Below are 16192 nucleotides of genomic sequence, written 5' to 3' on the forward strand. Positions count from 1 at the left end.
TTCAGTCGATATCCCGCCGCATCCCGGTGACGTCGATCAGCGCGCTGCCATGCGCGGGCGGTGGGCCGGGGTCGTGTTCGCCGAGCACCCGGCGCAGCGGTGAGCGGGCCACCGGCAGGGCGTCCTGGCGCTGGTTGGCGGCGCTGCCTCGGGCGAACACCAGCCGGCCGGCGCTGCCGTAGTGCGGCAGCTTGCGCGCCAGGGCGGCGATGTCGGCCGGGGCGTCGGCGCCGATCCAGCCAAGCGGGGCGCGGGCGGTGTCGACGTCGAGTAGCACGGTGGTGTGGTCGGCGCGCGGGTAGGTCTGATCGCCGACGTGCACCGCCTCGGTGTCGACGCGTTGCCCGGCGCCCGCGAGCCGCTCGGCGACGGCATCGCGCCAGCGGTTGTCCCAGCCGAGCAGCCACACGGCGTCCTTGCTGGGCAGGGCGTCTAGGGCGTCGTCCATCACCACGTCGACATTGTCGTAGCGCTGCGCCCAGGCCTCGGCCAGCGCCTGCCAGGCGGCGCGTGCCGCGGCCGGTGCGGCGGCGGGGAGGACCAGCCACTGGCGGCGCGCGCCGAACAGGCTGGCCAGCGAGGCGGGGCGCTCGGCGGCGTCGAGCCGGCGAAAGACGTCGTAGTCCGGGTCGATGTCGATACGCAGCGGGGCGGCGGAAAAGCTCTGGCGCAGGCGCGCCTCGCGGCCGGTGAAGACGAGGTCGAAGCGTTGCACGGCGGGCGAGCCGGCCAGCTGCACGGCCACCGGCACGCGCAGCGGATAGGCCGGGCCGGGCTGGGTCTGGCGCACGCTCAGGTGCAGCACGTGATGGCCGTCGGCGCCGGGCGTGACGGCCAGCTGCGTGATCTTGAGCGCCGGGGCGCCAGCGCGATCGAGCCACAGGTCGTCGAGGTGTCCGGCCGGCGAGGTGGCGGCGAAGACGCGGCGCACGCTGTCGAAGTCGACCGCCGTGAAGCGGTGCTGCTGCCACAGCGTGCGCAGCGCGGCGACGAAGGCGGCATCGCCCATGTGCCGGCGCAGCATGTGGAAGAGCATCAGCGTCTTGCCGTAGCCAACCGCCTGGCTGGCGTCGCTATGGCGGCTGACGAAATCGCGCAGCGGCAGATCGCGTCCGTCGGCGGCGAAGGCGGCGTAGCGTTCGAGCAGCTTGCGGCGGTATTCGGCGCCCGCGCCGCGGGCTTCCTGGATCAGATGGTCGGCCAGGTAAGCGGTGAGCCCCTCGGACCAGTTGCCGCCGCGCACATCCACCCACACCCCGTTGCCCCACCAATTGTGCAGGATCTCGTGTGGCAGCGAGGAATGCAGGATGAAGGGCAGGCGCATCACCTGCGCGCCGAGCAAGGTGAAGGAGGGCATGCCGTAGCCGGTGGGCCAGCGGTTTTCGACGACGGCGAACTTGGGATAGGGGTAGGGGCCGATCAGCGTGCCGTAGAGGTCGAGGTATTGGCCCATCACCGCCAGGTAGCGGCCGGCCAGCGCGGGCTCGTCGCTGCGCAGGTAGACCTCGAGTGTGATGTCGCCATGGGCGGCGGCGTGGCGCCGGTAGGGGCCGGCGAGCAGGTAGATGTCGTCCTGCGGCGTGGCGGCGGTCCATTGCAGCGCGCTCTCGCGCCGGCCCTGGCTGATGGCGGACCAGCCTTCGGGCGCTTCGACGGTAAGCCTGAAGCGCATCGGCCGGTCATCGGTACGGGGGTACCACCCGCTGGCGCCGTCGAGGAACACGCCGTCGCCATCGACTACCGCGCGTGGCATGCCGTGGTCGGCGCGCGCGGGGCCGGGGGCGATGTGGCCGGCATAGCGCAGGGTGACGGGGGCGCCGGCGATGGCCGGCGTCAGGCGATAGCGCTGGAACCGTCCGTCGGCCGCGTCGTCCAACCGCTCGAGACGCGCGCCCTCGGCGACGGGCTGCAGCTCGGCGGCGAGCCTGAAGTCGAGGGCGCCGCCGGCATCGGCGGGCAGGGTGAGCCGGTCGGTGACGGCGATCCGTCCGCTGTCCGGCTGCAGGCGGACCGTCAGTTCATGGTCGATGGGCGTTTGCGCCATCGCCGGGCGGGCCAGCAGAGCCGCTACAATCAGGCCGCAACCGAGCGCCGCCATGCGCCAGGAATGTGTCCGCTTCAGGAAATGCACGATGATCAAACCTCACGTTCTGCCGATGTTGCGCCGCGCCCTCATGGCCGCTGCCGTGCTGTGGGCGCTGCCCGTGGCGTCGGCCGAGCCGCCCTTCAACCCGCCGGTGCTGGCGCTGGACAGCGCGCCGAGCTTGCAGCAGACCCTGGCGGCACTGCCCGATGATGCCACGGTGCTGGTCGGCGAAACCCACACGCGCTACGACCATCATCTGGTCCAGCTCGAAACGCTGAAGTTCCTCCATGCACGCACGCCGGACCTGGCGATTGGCGTGGAGTGGTTCCAGACGCCCTACCAGCAACCGCTGGACGACTACCTGGCCGGGCGCATCGATGAAACCGAGATGCTCGAGCGCACCGGCTATTTCGACCGCTGGCGCTTCGATTATCGGCTCTATCGGCCGGTGATCGAATACGCGCGCGCCAACCGCATCCCCATCGTCGCGCTCAACGCGCCGGCCGAGCTGACCCGCAAGATCGGCCAGAAGGGGCTGGCGGCGCTGTCGCCCGATGAGCGCGCCACGCTGCCGGCCGACTATGTGCGCGGCAACGCGGCCTACGAGGCGCGGGTACGCACCGCCTTCAATATGCACCCGATGGAGGGGGCCAACTTCGCGCACTTCCTCGACGTGATGCTGACCTGGGACGAAACCATGGCCGACTCCGCCGCCCGCTACATGGCGGCGCACCCGGGCCGGCGCATGCTCATCTTCGCCGGCAGCGGTCACATCGCCTTTCGTGACGGCATCCCGGCGCGGCTGGAGCGGCGCATCGGGCGGCCGGTGCGTACCGTGCTGGTGGCCGGCGAGCACACCGCCGAGCCGGGCATCGCCGATTTCTTCGTGCTCTCGGCCCCACGCGAGCTGCCGCCCGCCGGCCTGCTCGGCGCCTTCCTGGAGAACACGCCGGAGGGCGTGCGTGTCGGTGCGCTGACCGAGGAGAGTGCGTTGGGCATGGCCGGCATTGCCAAGGACGACATCCTGCTGGCCATCGACGGGGCGCCCACCGCCGGCTTTGCCGCCGTCAAGATGGCGCTGCTCGACAAGAAGCCGGGCGACAAGGTGATGGTCCGCTACCGCCATCGCAACTGGTTCGGCAGCGCCAGCGAATCGACCGTGATGGTCATGCTGGACGGCGAATCGCCGCCGCGCCGGCCGCAGTGAGCGCGCCCATGCTGCGCTTCGACGGGGTGGTCAAGCGCTATGCCCAGCCCGAGGGCGAGGTCACCGTGCTGGCCGGCGTCGACCTGGCCATCGCGCCCGGCGAGGCGGTGGCCCTGCTGGGCGAGAGCGGCAGCGGCAAGAGCACCTTGCTGCACCTGGCCGCCGGGCTCGACGCGCCCGACGCCGGCCGTATCGAGGTCGGCGGGCAGACGCTCTCGATGCTTGACGAGCGCGCGCTGGCGGCGCTGCGCCGCGGCACCGTGAGCCTGGTGTTCCAGCAGTTCCATCTCATCGGCACCCTGACGGTGGCCGACAACATCCGCTTCCAGGCCGCGCTGTGCGACCGGCTCGACCCGGCCTTCGAGGCCGAACTGGTCGAGCGCCTCGGCCTTGGCGCTCAGCTCGACAAATACCCGCACCAACTCTCCGGCGGCCAGCAGCAGCGCGTGGCGATCGCCCGCGCGCTGCTGCATCGCCCGCCGCTGGTGCTCGCCGACGAGCCCACCGGCAACCTCGACGAGCGCAGCAGCGGGGCGGTGATGGCGCTGTTTCGCGAGCTGGTGCAGGCGGCCGGCAGCGCCTTGCTGATGGTCACCCACAGCCACGGCATGGCCGACTACCTCGACCGCCGCCTGTGGCTGCACGACGGCCGGCTGCAGCATGCGCCCGGCTGAACCGGAGCGGCTCGGCGGCGTCCTGCGCGCGCTGCTCAGCCACTACCGGCGCCACCCGTGGCAAGCGCTGTTCCTGCTCGCGGGGCTGGTGGCCGGCGTCGCGCTGTGGTCGGCGGTGCAGGTCATCAACAGCCATGCGCGGGCCAGCTATGCCGAGGCGGACTACATGCTCGGCGCGCAGGCCACGCACTGGATCCGCAGCCGCAGCGGCGCCGGGGTGGCGCCGGCCGACTACATCGCGCTGCGCCGGGCCGGTTTCCGGCAGGTGTTCCCGGTGGTGCAGGCGCGCGTGGCCACTGCCGACAATGCGCCGCTGGCGATCGTCGCCACCGATCTGCTGGCGCTGCCGACGGGCGACGGCGGCGAGGCGCTCGACGAGGCCGATCTCGACTGGCTGGCCTTCATCCAGCCGCCTTACCAGGCCTGGTACCCGGCCGCGCTGGCGCAGGAGCTGGGTGTCGCCGCCGGCGACCGGCTGGCCCTGCACGACGGCCGCCGTCTGCCGCCGGCCGTCATCGCCGCGCGCGAACAGCAGGGGCGGCAGATCCTGATGGATGTCGGCGCGGCGCTGTCGCTGCTCGGGCGCGAGCATTTCACCGCCCTGGCGGTCGGGGCGATCACCCCCGCCGAGGCGGCCCGGCTGGTCGATGCGCTGCCGGCCGATCTGCAGCTCGAAGCCAACCAGCAGCGGGTCGACCTCACCGAGCTCACCGCCAGCCTGCACACCCAGCTCACGGCCATGAGCCTGCTGTCCTTCGCGGTCGGCCTGTTCATCGTCTTCAACGCGGTGCGCTTCTCGCTGTGGTATCGCCGCCCGACGCTGCGCACCTTGCGCCTGATGGGCGTCAGCATGCGTGCGCTGACGCTCGCGGTGCTGGCCGAAACCCTGGTGTGGAGCGTGATCGGCTGCGCGCTCGGCCTGGCCGCCGGCTACGGCATCAGCCTTGCCTTGCTGCCCGGCATGAGCGCCACCCTGCAGAATCTCTACGGCGCGGTGGTCGGCAGCGAGGTGCTGCTCGATGTGCGCACCGTGGCGCTCGCCTGGGCGCTGACGCTGGCCGGCCTGGCGCTGGCGCTGGCCTGGCCCCTGCTGCTGCAACTGCGCGGCCCGGTGATCGCCGCCAACACGGCGGCCGCCGCCTGGCGTGACGACGCGCGTGCGCGGCGGGTGCTGCTCGTCGGCGCGGCGGGCATGGTGCTGCTTGCCGTGGCGGTGTATTGGCATATGCGCACCGTGGTGGGCGGCTTCGTGCTGCTGGCACTGGTGCTGTTCGCCGCCGCCTGGGCCTTGCCGGCGCTGCTGGCTGCGGCGCAACGGGGGCTCGGGCGGGCGCTGGCGGGCGCGCCGCTGGCCCGGCGCTGGATCGTCAGCGACGGCCGCGCCCAGTTGCCGGCGCTGCGCACGGCGATGATGGCGCTGTTGCTGGCGCTGACAGCCAACCTCGGCGTCGAGACGCTGATCGGCAGCTTTCGCACCGCGCTGGCCGATTGGCTGGACCAGCGCCTCGGCGCCGATCTCTATGTGAACAGCCCCCGGCTCGATGCGCCGCGCTTCGTCGCCGATCCGGCCAATGCCGGGTGGTTGGCGGCCGGCCATGCGCGCACAGGCGTGACCCTGCGCTGGCAGGGCCGACCGGCCAAGGTGTATGGCCTCGACACCACCACGCCCGACACGCACCGCCTGCCGCTGGCCACGGCCGCGCCGCAGGCGCTGGCGCGCTGGTCGGCAGGTGCGGGCATGCCGCCGCCGATCCTCGCCAACGAGCAGGCGCACTATCTGGGCGGCCTGCAACTGGGGCAGACAGTCACGCTGCCGGCCGACGACGGGCCGGCCGACTACACCGTGGTCGGCTTCTTCCATGACTATGGCAATCCCTACTACCAGTTCTACCTGCCGCGCGAGGCGCTGGAGCGCCGCTGGCACGCGGTGCAGCCGACCGGGCTGGCGCTGTGGCTCACGCCCGGTGCGAGCGAGGCGGCGGCCGAGGCGGCCTTGCAGGCGGCCGGCGTGCAGCCGGGCGAGTGGTCCGCCCAGGGCGACATCAAGCGCCTGTCGCTCAAGATCTTCGACCGCACCTTCGCCATGACGGCCGCCATGAACACGCTCACCTTGCTGGTGGCCGGCGCCGCGCTGCTGACCGCGTTGCTGGCGATCCTGCACGAGCGTCTGCCCGAATTCGCCCAGTGGCGCGCGCTCGGTGTGACACGGCGCGAACTGCTGCGGGTGATCGCGCTGCCGCTCGGCCTCTTCGTCGGCCTCACCTGGCTTTTGGCGATCCCGCTCGGCGCGCTGCTCTCATGGCTGCTGATCCATGACCTCAACGTGATGGCCTTCGGCTGGAGCATGCCCATGCTGTGGTCGCCGCTGCCGGCGCTCAAGCTCGGCCTGCTCAGCGCCGGCATCGTCGCGCTGGTGCTGGCGATCGTGCTGACCCAGCTGACCCGCAAACTGCCGCAGGCGATGGCGCAGCTGGGGAGTGCGTCATGAAACGGCTGTGGCTCGTGTTGCTGATGCTGTTCGCCGGCCCGGCCGCCGCGCAGGACGACCCCTACCAGGTGCTACGCAGCACCGGCGAGGGTTATGCGGCGGTGGAGCCTGGCCGCGCCTTCAGCTTCCCGGCCGATCATCTGCCGCATCCGGATTACCGCATCGAGTGGTGGTATCTCACCGCCAACCTCAAGGATGCCGAGGGTCGTGACTGGGGCCTGCAGTGGACGCTGTTCCGCCAGGCCATGAGCCCGGCCACCGACACCGAGGGCTGGGACAGCAACCAGATGTGGATGGCGCATGCGGCCATCACCACGCCCGAGGGCCACCGGCATGAACAGCGCTTTGCCCGCGGCGGGGTGGGGCAGGCCGATGTGCGCCTCGACAACGGTGCTTTCGCCGCCTGGCTGGACGACTGGTCGCTGACCGGCGAGGGGCCGTCGGTGCTGCCCGGCCGGCTGCGCTTCAGCGTCGGCGAGGCGACGGTCGACATGCAGCTGGGCAGCGACACGCCGCCGGTGCTGCAGGGCGAGGGCGGCTACAGCCGCAAGTCCGCCCAGGGACAGGCCAGCTACTACTACAGCCAGCCGCATATCGCGGTGCGCGGGCAGATCGTGCAGGGCGGGCGCCCGGTGGCGCTCACCGGCACCGGCTGGCTCGACCGCGAATGGAGCTCGCAGCCACTGGCCGACAACCAGCAAGGCTGGGACTGGTTCTCGCTGCACCTGGCTGACGGCCATGCGCTGATGGTGTACCGCCTGCGCCACGATGACGGAAAGCATTGGCTGAGCGGTAGCTGGGTGGCCCCGGACGGCACGGCGCGCACCCTCGGCGCCGACGACATCGCGCTCACGGTGCTCGACACCCGCCGCGTGCGCACGCCGACCGCGGCCGACCCCAAGGCCGTCCGTGAGCTGCCGCTCGTCTGGCGGGTGCGACTGCCGGGGCTGGGGCGCGAGTGGACGGTGCGCGCGCTCATCGACGATCAGTGGATGGGCGGGCGCGTGCCTTACTGGGAAGGGGTGGTGCAGGTCGACGGGGGTGCCGGCGGCATGGGCTACATGGAGCTGACCGGCTACGGGCGCTGAATGCCGAGTGCCCCAGACCTGCGGCGTTGCGTCAGGCCCCCCGAGGGGGCCAGGAAACGTGGGGGCCGTCAATCGGGCGCAGCGCCCGCAAAGACTCGACGCTGCGTAGGGTCGCCTTTAGCCGACCATGGCGGGTTGAAACCCGCCCTACAGGGGCGACGACAGTTGAGAAGCAGAGCCCGGTCGCCGACCGGGCCGCCCGCTTCAAACCTGACGCCGCCGCGCCAGCCCCAATGCCGCCAGGGCGGTGACCAGCAGCGCCGGCACGCCGGGTTCGGGTACGGTGTTGAGCGGCTGCTCGCCTTCGACCGGCAGCCCGATGGTCTCCAGCGGCAGATCCTGGAAAGGTTCCGGTGCCGGGTCGGGGGTGAAGCTCGGCCCGTCGGCCGGGGTTTCCGGCGGTGTGCCATCGGACGGCGGCGTCGGCGACTGGCCGGGGCCGTCGCCGGCGGGCGGCGCGTCACCCTGCGGGCCGGGCGGATTGCCAGCGTCGGCAAGCGGTGTGTTGGGGGGTGTTTGCGGCGGCGTGTTGCCGCCCGGGCCGTTCCCGGGGGCGCCGTTTTGGGGCGCACCGTTTCCGGGCGGATTGCCGCCGGACGGCGGATTCCCGGCACCCGGGGGTGTGTTTTCGCCATTGCCGGCTGGGGGGTTGCCATTGCCCTCCGCGGGGGTGCCGTTGCCAGCCGGTGGGTTGCCGCCGGCGGTGAGATAGCCCGGCGTGCTGCCCGGCAGCTTGCCCGGCGTGCCGTTGCGACGCTTGCCCGAGGACGCCCCCGGTGCAGCGCCCGGCGGCACGGCCGGCGCGGCACCGGCCGGTGCCGGAGGCCGGCCGGCGGGGCTGCCGATATCCGGCATGCCAAGGGCGGCGAGCTGGTGGCTGCCGTCCTCGGCCGGCAGCATGAGAAGCCGTGGCGGCATCGGCAGGGCCGGGCGGGCCGCCGGCGCCAAGGCGTAGCCGGTGGGCAGCGTGTCGCTCGCGGCCGGCGCACCCTCGTCGGCCGACGGTGCGGACTTGCCGTGATTGAGCAGGAGCAGGGCCAGTGCCGTGCACACGGGGACGGCGAGACCGGCAATGGCCGCGCCGCAGAGCATCAGACGCTTGCGCGTACGTCGTTTCAAAACACACCTCGATTCGGAATTCGGCATCCCGCATAGCGGCGCGGGAAATACACACGGCGCGAGGATAGAGGCGGACAGAGGCCTCGGGGCGGCATCCGAAAGCGGGGTGTGACGGGTTTGGCAGGGCGTTTTCCGGGCAGTGTGACAAATGCCCGCAAAGGCCGGACGGCGGGGCGCTCAGGCGCTGGAAGCGGTCTGTTTTTGCGCTTGGCGGATGGGCGGGCGCACCCGCGTCACCTGGCGCGCCCGCAGCTGGCCGCAGCCGCCGTCGACCTCCTGGCCGGCCGAATGGCGCAGCTTGGTGAGGATGCCCGCGCGGTGCAGGAAGCGCGCATGGGCGGCGGCCGCCTCCCAGCTCGGCCGGCGGAAGCCGAGGCCGTCGATGCTGTTGTAGGGGATCAGGTTCATCAGCGCGAACTTGCCCTTGAGCAGGCGAACGATGCCGTCCATTTCGGCCTGGCTGTCGTTGACGCCCTCGATCAGTGTCCATTGGTACTGGATGGGGTAGCCGGTGGCGCGGGCGTAGTGTTCGCCGGCCTCGACGAGGTCTTCGGGGGTGATGCGCGGTGCACGTGGCAGCAGCCGCTCGCGCAGCGCGGCGTCGGTGGTGTGCAGCGACAGCGCCAGCGCCGGCTTGATGCGCTGGCGCGGCAGGGCGTCGAACACGCGCGGATCGCCGACGGTGGAGAACACCAGGTTCTTGTGACCGATGGCGCCCTCGCTGCCGAGCAGGTCGATGGCCTCAAGCACGTTGTCGAGGTTGTGGGCCGGCTCGCCCATGCCCATGAACACCACCTTCTTGACCGCCCGCAGGCGCCGCGCCAGCACCACCTGGGCGACGATCTCGGCGCTGCCGAGCTGGCGGATCAGCCCCTCGCGCCCGGTCATGCAGAACACGCAGCCGACCGCACAGCCCAGTTGGGTGGACACACACAGCCCGCCGCGCGGCAGCAGCACGCTCTCCACCGTCTGGCCGTCGGCCAGCGCGACCAACAGGCGCGAGGCGCCGTCCTCGCCGGGATGCTCGGACTTGAGCGTGGCCAGGCCGTCGAGCATCGGGGTGATGGTGCCCAGCGCGTCGCGCACCGCCTGCGGCAGGAAATGCTCGGCCGGACGCGGCCCGCCATCGAGCGGCAGGCGCTGCGTCCAGGCGCGCATCAGCCTCGCCTCGTGGCAGGGCTTGGCGCCGAGGTCGCGTAATTGCTGGCGGAGGGTGTCGATACGCATGGGGCGGACGAATGAGACGAAAAGGTCGGGCGCGATTGTAGTCCGAGTGGCCGGCGTCGTCATTGCGGATCGGCCACAGGTCCGTAGCCCGGATGCAGCGCGGCGGAATCCGGGAGCGGTGGTGGCTCAAGCGACGCTCCCGGATTCCGGCCCTCGGCCTGCATCCGGGCTACGCACTGTCGGATGCCGGGGGAGGGCAGGGCGCGATTGTAGACCGACTGGCCGGCCGCCGGCGGTGGACAAAAAAAGAGCGCCCGCTCGGGGGCGCTCTTTCGGGGATGCCGGCTTACTTGCCGTCGCTGGCGTTCAGCGTGCGGGCGGCCAGGTCTTCGGCCGATTTTTCCTTCCACACGGCCCAGTACTCGGCGTACTTCGACTTGATGCTGTCGATGTTGGCGGTGTTCCAGGCCAGGGTTTCGTGCGAATTTTCGACCAGCTTGGTGCCGGTCAGCCAGCCGTTGAAGGCGTCGGTGCCGGTGTTGTACTCGGTGGTGCCGTCGTTGCGGATCGGCCACAGCGAGAAGCGCGCCTTCCACATGCCCATGCGCGGGGTGACCAGGCTGTAGTAGGTCTTGCCCGGCTGCAGGTTGGCTTCCATGAAGTCGGCCGCTTCGGACACCACCATGAACACCCGCTTGCCCGGCTCGGAGGGGTAGGCGATCTTGGTGCCGTTGTCGATGATGCCGATGAACTTCGGCTCGCCCTTGCTCACATCGTAGAGCGATGCGCTGATGGCGCTGCCAAGGAAGGACGAGCGCATGAACACCACTTGCGATTCGTCGGCGCGGGCCTGCGGGACGGTCTGGGTCTCGGCCACTTTCATCGGCGTCGACGCGCAGCCGACCAGTGCGAGGGTGGAGGCAATCAGCAGAATGCGAAGGAAATTCATCGGAGCTCCCGAAAAACAGGTTGTGAATGCGACTTTCGTATGACATCTGAGAGCATGCTCAAGCGGGTCTGGAAAGCATGCCGCGGGGGAGTGTACGTAGGAATGGTGCATATGTGAATAGGGTTGTTGTCGACAGGTGCCCGCGGCTGCCGGATAAACCGTAAGGGGTAATGTCACCCATGCGTCCGGGAGCCATGGCCGGCGCGGGGGTGAGACTTGGGCGCCGGGCTGCAATGTGCGGCATCGCTGAGGGAAGTGATAGGCTCCGGGTCTTCCCGATATCCTGCGAGATGCACGCCGCCATGCCCCTCCATATTCAAACCCCCTTGCTCGAATCCCTGGCCCTGTCGCGCGCCGCCGGCACGCAGGTGTGGCTCAAGCTGGAGGCGCTGCAGCCGCCCGGCTCGTTCAAGCTGCGTGGGGTTGGGCTGGCCTGCGAGCACCATCGGCAGCGCGGCGCGATGCGTTTCGTGTCCTCGTCGGGTGGCAATGCCGGGCTGGCGGTGGCGCATGCCGGGCGCAGCCTGTCGGTGCCGGTGGTGGTCGTGGTGCCGCAGACGACCTCGGCGCGCGCCATCGAGCTGTTGCGCGAGGCCGATGCCGAGGTGATCGTCCATGGCAGCAGCTGGGTGGAAGCCAATGCGCTGGCGCAGTCGATGGTCGAGGCAAGCGATGCCTTCATCCACCCCTTCGACGATCCGCTGCTGTGGCAGGGGCATGCCAGCATGATCGACGAGGTCGCCGCGGCCGGGCTGCGCCCCGATGCGGTGGTGCTGTCGGTCGGCGGCGGCGGGCTGATGTCCGGCGTGATCGAGGGGCTGCAACGCGCCGGTTGGGACGAGGTGCCGGTGCTGGCGGTGGAGACTCACGGCGCGGCCTCGCTGCAGGCGGCCATGGCTGCCGGCAAGCCGGTGGCCATCGAGGCCATCACCAGCATTGCCACCTCGCTGGGCGCCAAGCAGGTGTGCGATCAGGCCTTTGCGCTGTCGCAGCGCCATCCGGTGCGGCCGGTGCAGGTGTCCGACGCCGCCGCGGTGCGCGCCTGCCGCCGCTTTCTGGACGACCACCGTCTGCTGGTGGAGCCGGCCTGCGGCGCGGCGTTGGCGGTGGTGTACGACGCCTTGCCGGCGCTGGCCGACTTCAAGCGCGTGCTGGTGATCGTCTGCGGCGGCGCCACGGCCACCGCCGAACAGCTGGCGCGCTGGTCGGCCGAGCTGCCCGGCTAGAGGTCCACAGCCCCTAGCGCCCCCAGATCGCCGCCAGCGCGGCATCCGTGCCGCACTGGCGGCGGTAGCGCGCATAGGCCTCGGGGTGCTGGCGGGCGAAGTCCTGGTGCGCGGCTTCGGCCGGATGGAAGGGCGTGGCGTCGTGCACCTCGGTGGCCAGCTTGCGGCGGAACTTGAGCTGTTCGAGCACCATGCGCGACTCTTCGGCCAGGCGCCGCTGCTGCGGTGAGTGGGTGTAGATGGCGGTGGTGTAGGACGGCCCCACGTCACAGAACTGCCCCCGGCGGTCGACCGGGTTGATGCTGTGCCAGTAGGCGATGAGCAGCGTCTCGTAGTCGACCCGGGCCGGGTCATAGCGCACCTGCACCGCCTCGCGATGGCCGCTGTTGCCGTAGGTGACGCTCTCGTAGGTGGGGGCCGTGTCGCTGCCGCCGATGTAGCCGGTGGTGGTGTCGAGCACGCCCGGCACCTTGTCGAAAGCGGCTTCGAGCGACCAGAAGCAACCGCCGGCGAAGGTGGCCACGGCCTCGTCGGCGGCCCATGCAGGCAGGGCTGCGCCGAGCGACAGGGCGGCCAGGATGCCGGTCAGGCGCCGGATGCGTCGCGAAGCGTGCATGCAGATCTCCCGATCCCAAACCTTGAGTGAAGACCGCGCCGCGCTCGGCGCGTTCCATGCGGCCAGGGGGGCGTACTTGATATTTCTCAAGTTCGCCCCCGAATGTGACGATCATAGGGCACACCTTTGACCGCATTCCCATCGTGCGGCGGGCCGGACGTGTGGAATACCCCCGACCTTCCGGTGCCGCAGATGGACGAGGACACATGATGACCTTTCTTTTCTCTCCTGCCGTTGCGCTGCTCAACCGGCTGCGCTACCCATGGAAGTTCGCTTCCCTGGCCCTGGTGTCGATGCTTGCCATCGGTTTCTTGCTGGCCGGCCTGATCGACGCCAAGCGCACCGAAATGCGCGCCTTGCAGAACGAGACGGTGGCCGTGGGGGCGCTGGCCAAAGTGATGGACTTCGTACAGGTGGCCCAGCAGCACGGCGGCCTGTCGGCGGCCGTGCTGGGCGGGCGGGATGCGGCGCTCGAAGCGCGGCTGGCGAGTACGCGGGAGTCGGTGGCGAGCGCCATCGCCGCCGTCGACACCGCCTATGCCCAGGCCGGCGCCAGTGACGGCGTGATGGCGCTGTGGGCGAAGAGCAAGGCCCAGTGGCAGAGCATTGCCGACAACGGCATGTCGATGGCGCAGGTGGACAACCGGGCCGCGCATTCGCAGCTGGTGGCGCATGCCCTCGAGGGAGTGCGCCGGATGGGCGACGAGTTGGGCCTGACCACCGACGCCTCGGCCGATTCGTCGATACTCATCGGCGCCCTGCTGCGCGGCATGCCGGACACCGGCGAGCGCCTCGGCCGCCTGCGCGCAATCGGCTCGGGTGCGCTGTCGGCGATGCTGATCAATGCCGACACCAGCTTCCAGCTGAGTGTCCAGATCGGCGAACTGAACAAGACCCTCGACGACCTGGACGAAAACCTTGCGCGCGCCGCCGAGGCCAACCCCGCGCTCACCGCGGCGATCGGCGGCATGCGCCAGGAGCTGACCACGGCCGTGGCGCAGATGCGCGGCGAGCTGACCCGCATTCTCGAAAACAATTTCGATACCGCTCCGGCGGCCTTCTTCGAGATCGGCACCAAAGCCATGGACCTGGTCTTCGGCCAGGCCACGCAAGTGATGCTGCCCACCGTGCAGCAACTGCTCGAGACCCGCTATGCCCATGCGCGGCAGGACTTCGTCGTCGCCATGGGCGTGTCGCTGTTCGCGGTGCTGATGCTGCTCTATGTCGCCACCGCGGCCTATCTGGCGATTCTCGGCTCGGTGCGCGAACTGAGCGCCGGTGCCCGGGCCCTCGCCGGTGGCGACCTGACCGCACGCATCGCCTTCACAGCGCGCGACGAGCTACGCGAAGTGGCCGACCAGTTCAACGGCATGGCCAACGCCTTCGCCGACGTGATCCGCCAGGTTCAGTCCGGTGCCGCGCAGGTCAGCCAGGCCTCGACGGCGTTGGCGCAATCGTCGGCCCAGGTGGCACACAGTTCCGAGCAGCAAAGCGATGCTGCGTCCAGCATGGCCGCGGCCGTGGAGGAGATGACCGTCGGTATCGACGAGATCAGCCGCCATGCCGGCGTGGCCGAGGACATCTCGACGCGCTCCGGCGCACTGTCCGACGACGGTGCGCATGTGGTGTCCGAAACCGTGGCCGAGATGGAACAGATCGCCCGCGGCGTGAATGACGCCGCCGATGTCATCGAAAAACTCGGCGCCGCCTCCGAGCAGATATCCTCGATCGTCAAGGCCATCAAGGAAATCGCCGACCAGACCAACCTGCTGGCGCTCAACGCCGCCATCGAAGCGGCCCGCGCCGGCGAGACCGGACGCGGCTTTGCCGTGGTGGCCGACGAAGTGCGCAAGCTGGCCGAACGCACCGGTCGTGCCACCGAAGAAATCTCCACCATGGTCAGCGCCGTGCAACAGGGCACCAGCGACGCGGTCGCCTCCATGCATCACGGCGTGGCGCGGGTGCGCAACGGCGTCGAACTGACCTCGCGTGCCGGCGGCTCGATGGAACAGATCCGCGACGGCGCACGCCAGGTGGTGGCCTCGGTCAGCGACATCTCGCTGGCCCTGCGCGAACAAAGCGCCGCCAGCACCGAGATCGCCCGCAACGTCGAGCGCATCGCCCAGATGGCCGAAGAAAACAACGCCGCCGTCAGCGAAACGGCCAGCACCGCCAACCGCCTCGAAGGCCTGGCCTCGCAGTTGCAGGGGAATGTGGCGCGCTTCCGGGTGTAAGAGACTGTTCACGATCTCCTGAGGCCCGTAGGCCGGATGCAGCGCAGCGGAATCCAGGGGCGGTGGTGGCTCAGGCGATGGCCCCGGATTCCGGCCTGCGGCCTGCATCCGGGCTACGAATCACGCCTTGCACCGCTCAGGCATTCTTCCCTTTCTGCCACAGCACATCCCCATGCCCGTCCACCTTGTTGAGGTGACGGCCGAGCACGAAGAGCAGGTCGGACAGGCGGTTGAGGTATTGGCGCGGGCCGTCGTTCACCGCTTCTTCCTGCGCCAGGCCGACCAGCATGCGTTCGGCGCGGCGGCAGACGGTGCGGCAGAGGTGGGCCTGGGCGGCGGCGCGGGAGCCGCCGGGGAGGATGAAGTCCTTGAGCGGTGACAGCGATTCGTTCCAGGCGTCGAGCGCGGCTTCGAGTTTGTCGACCTGCTTGGTGGAAATCATGCTCATGCCGGGGATGCACACTTCGCCGCCCAGATCGAAGAGGTCGTGCTGCACGTCGGTGAGCAGGGCGCGCACGTCGTCGGGCAGGGTTTCGGTGAGCAGCAGGCCGACGCAGGCGTTGAGCTCGTCGACCTCGCCCAGCGAGTGGATGCGCAGGCTGTTCTTGGAGACGCGGTTGCCGTCGCCGAGGCCGGTGGTGCCGGCGTCGCCGGTGCGGGTATAGATCTTGGAGAGGCGGTGTCCCATGGCGGTGTCGTGTGTTGGTTGAAGTCGTCCGATTGTAGCGGGGGTGGCTTACCAATGCTTACAACCGGGGTGTCTTCCGTTTGCGGTGGGTCGGCGTTGTTGCGGGTGTGGGCCCCACTCACACAACACGACAAGGAGTCTGACCATGAAACGAATCATCACGCTGGGCGCCATTCTCGCTGCATGCACGTTCTCCGTGCCGGCGATGGCGGATCGCGGTGACCGGGTGGATGCTCGCCAGGATCGCCAGCAGCATCGTATCGAGCGTGGCCTGCGTTCGGGCGATTTGACCCGTCCCGAGGCGCGCCGCCTCGAACGCGGGCAGGATCGCATCGACCGCCTGCAGCACCGGGCCTATGCCGATGGCCGTGTGACGCCGCGCGAGCGGGCGCGCATTCATCAGGAAGTGAAACGTCAGGATCGCCACATTTACCGCGAGCGCCATGACCGCCAAGTCGCGCGGCATGGCGATCGCGGCTGGCATCGCGGCCACGCGCATGCGCCCGCCTATGGCTACTACGGCTACCGGCCGGTGGTGCGCCATGTGCCGGTGCACCGTCGTGTCATCGTCGATCGCGAACCGAGCATTTCCCTGATCCTCAATCTCCCGTAAGCCGGCCTGCGCCGGCCTCTCCGCGACCCGCCCATCG

At 70.2% G+C, this 16192-nt stretch carries 13 protein-coding genes; 7 read left to right on the plus strand and 6 right to left on the minus strand.

What is annotated here, in order from left to right; translation table 11 throughout:
* Window position 1: 1 nt before the first annotated feature.
* The gene (locus I8J34_RS15310) at window positions 2-2131 is read right to left on the minus strand and encodes a M1 family aminopeptidase (protein WP_214362497.1); all 2130 of its coding nucleotides are present in this window, start codon (window positions 2129-2131) and stop codon (window positions 2-4) included.
* Between the two features lies 1 nt (window position 2132).
* Between I8J34_RS15310 and I8J34_RS15315 the strand changes: the two genes are divergently transcribed.
* The 4 genes from I8J34_RS15315 to I8J34_RS15330 are packed head-to-tail and all read left to right on the plus strand — an operon-like array spanning window position 2133 to window position 7543.
* Window positions 2133-3293, plus strand: coding sequence for a ChaN family lipoprotein (locus I8J34_RS15315; protein ID WP_214362498.1), 1161 nt, complete (start codon window positions 2133-2135; stop codon window positions 3291-3293).
* An 8-nt stretch (window positions 3294-3301) separates the two neighbouring features.
* On the plus strand, window positions 3302-3967 hold the full coding sequence (locus I8J34_RS15320) for an ABC transporter ATP-binding protein (protein ID WP_214362499.1): 666 nt from the start codon (window positions 3302-3304) through the stop codon (window positions 3965-3967).
* Entirely contained in the window at window positions 3954-6455 is a 2502-nt protein-coding gene (locus I8J34_RS15325) for an ABC transporter permease (RefSeq protein ID WP_214362500.1), read from the plus strand. Before I8J34_RS15320 ends, I8J34_RS15325 begins: the two co-directional genes overlap by 14 nt.
* Window positions 6452-7543 (plus strand): lipocalin-like domain-containing protein, encoded by a 1092-nt coding sequence (locus tag I8J34_RS15330; protein ID WP_214362501.1) that lies wholly within the window; start codon window positions 6452-6454, stop codon window positions 7541-7543. Before I8J34_RS15325 ends, I8J34_RS15330 begins: the two co-directional genes overlap by 4 nt.
* 204 nt (window positions 7544-7747) lie before the next feature.
* Here I8J34_RS15330 and I8J34_RS15335 read toward each other — a convergent pair whose 3' ends face one another.
* The 3 genes from I8J34_RS15335 to I8J34_RS15345 form a co-directional block, all read right to left on the minus strand.
* Entirely contained in the window at window positions 7748-8662 is a 915-nt protein-coding gene (locus I8J34_RS15335) for a PEP-CTERM sorting domain-containing protein (protein WP_214362502.1), read from the minus strand.
* 177 nt (window positions 8663-8839) lie between these two features.
* Window positions 8840-9889 (minus strand): RNA methyltransferase, encoded by a 1050-nt coding sequence (locus I8J34_RS15340; RefSeq protein WP_214362503.1) that lies wholly within the window; start codon window positions 9887-9889, stop codon window positions 8840-8842.
* Window positions 9890-10175: 286 nt separating this feature from the next.
* Entirely contained in the window at window positions 10176-10778 is a 603-nt protein-coding gene (locus I8J34_RS15345) for a hypothetical protein (RefSeq protein ID WP_214362504.1), read from the minus strand.
* Between the two features lie 302 nt (window positions 10779-11080).
* Between I8J34_RS15345 and I8J34_RS15350 the strand changes: the two genes are divergently transcribed.
* Window positions 11081-12004: a pyridoxal-phosphate dependent enzyme gene (locus tag I8J34_RS15350; protein WP_214362505.1), complete on the plus strand. Its 924-nt coding sequence runs from the start codon at window positions 11081-11083 to the stop codon at window positions 12002-12004.
* Window positions 12005-12017: 13 nt separating this feature from the next.
* On the opposite strand, the gene msrA is transcribed toward I8J34_RS15350, so the two are convergent.
* Window positions 12018-12620, minus strand: coding sequence for a peptide-methionine (S)-S-oxide reductase MsrA (gene msrA / locus I8J34_RS15355; RefSeq protein ID WP_214362506.1), 603 nt, complete (start codon window positions 12618-12620; stop codon window positions 12018-12020).
* Window positions 12621-12826: 206 nt separating this feature from the next.
* Here msrA and I8J34_RS15360 point away from each other — a divergent pair, with 206 nt between their 5' ends.
* The gene (locus tag I8J34_RS15360; RefSeq protein WP_214362507.1) at window positions 12827-14854 is read left to right on the plus strand and encodes a methyl-accepting chemotaxis protein; all 2028 of its coding nucleotides are present in this window, start codon (window positions 12827-12829) and stop codon (window positions 14852-14854) included.
* A 136-nt stretch (window positions 14855-14990) separates the two neighbouring features.
* On the opposite strand, the gene I8J34_RS15365 is transcribed toward I8J34_RS15360, so the two are convergent.
* Complete coding sequence (locus I8J34_RS15365; protein WP_214362508.1) at window positions 14991-15542, minus strand: cob(I)yrinic acid a,c-diamide adenosyltransferase; 552 nt, start codon at window positions 15540-15542, stop codon at window positions 14991-14993.
* 145 nt (window positions 15543-15687) lie between these two features.
* On the opposite strand from I8J34_RS15365, the gene I8J34_RS15370 reads away from it, so the two are divergent.
* Window positions 15688-16155 carry a hypothetical protein gene (locus I8J34_RS15370; RefSeq protein WP_214362509.1) on the plus strand — a complete coding sequence of 156 codons (468 nt, stop codon included), beginning with the start codon at window positions 15688-15690 and terminating at the stop codon, window positions 16153-16155.
* Window positions 16156-16192 lie beyond the last annotated feature (37 nt).

This window comes from Denitromonas iodatirespirans, from assembly GCF_018524365.1.
Classification (GTDB): domain Bacteria; phylum Pseudomonadota; class Gammaproteobacteria; order Burkholderiales; family Rhodocyclaceae; genus Nitrogeniibacter; species Nitrogeniibacter iodatirespirans.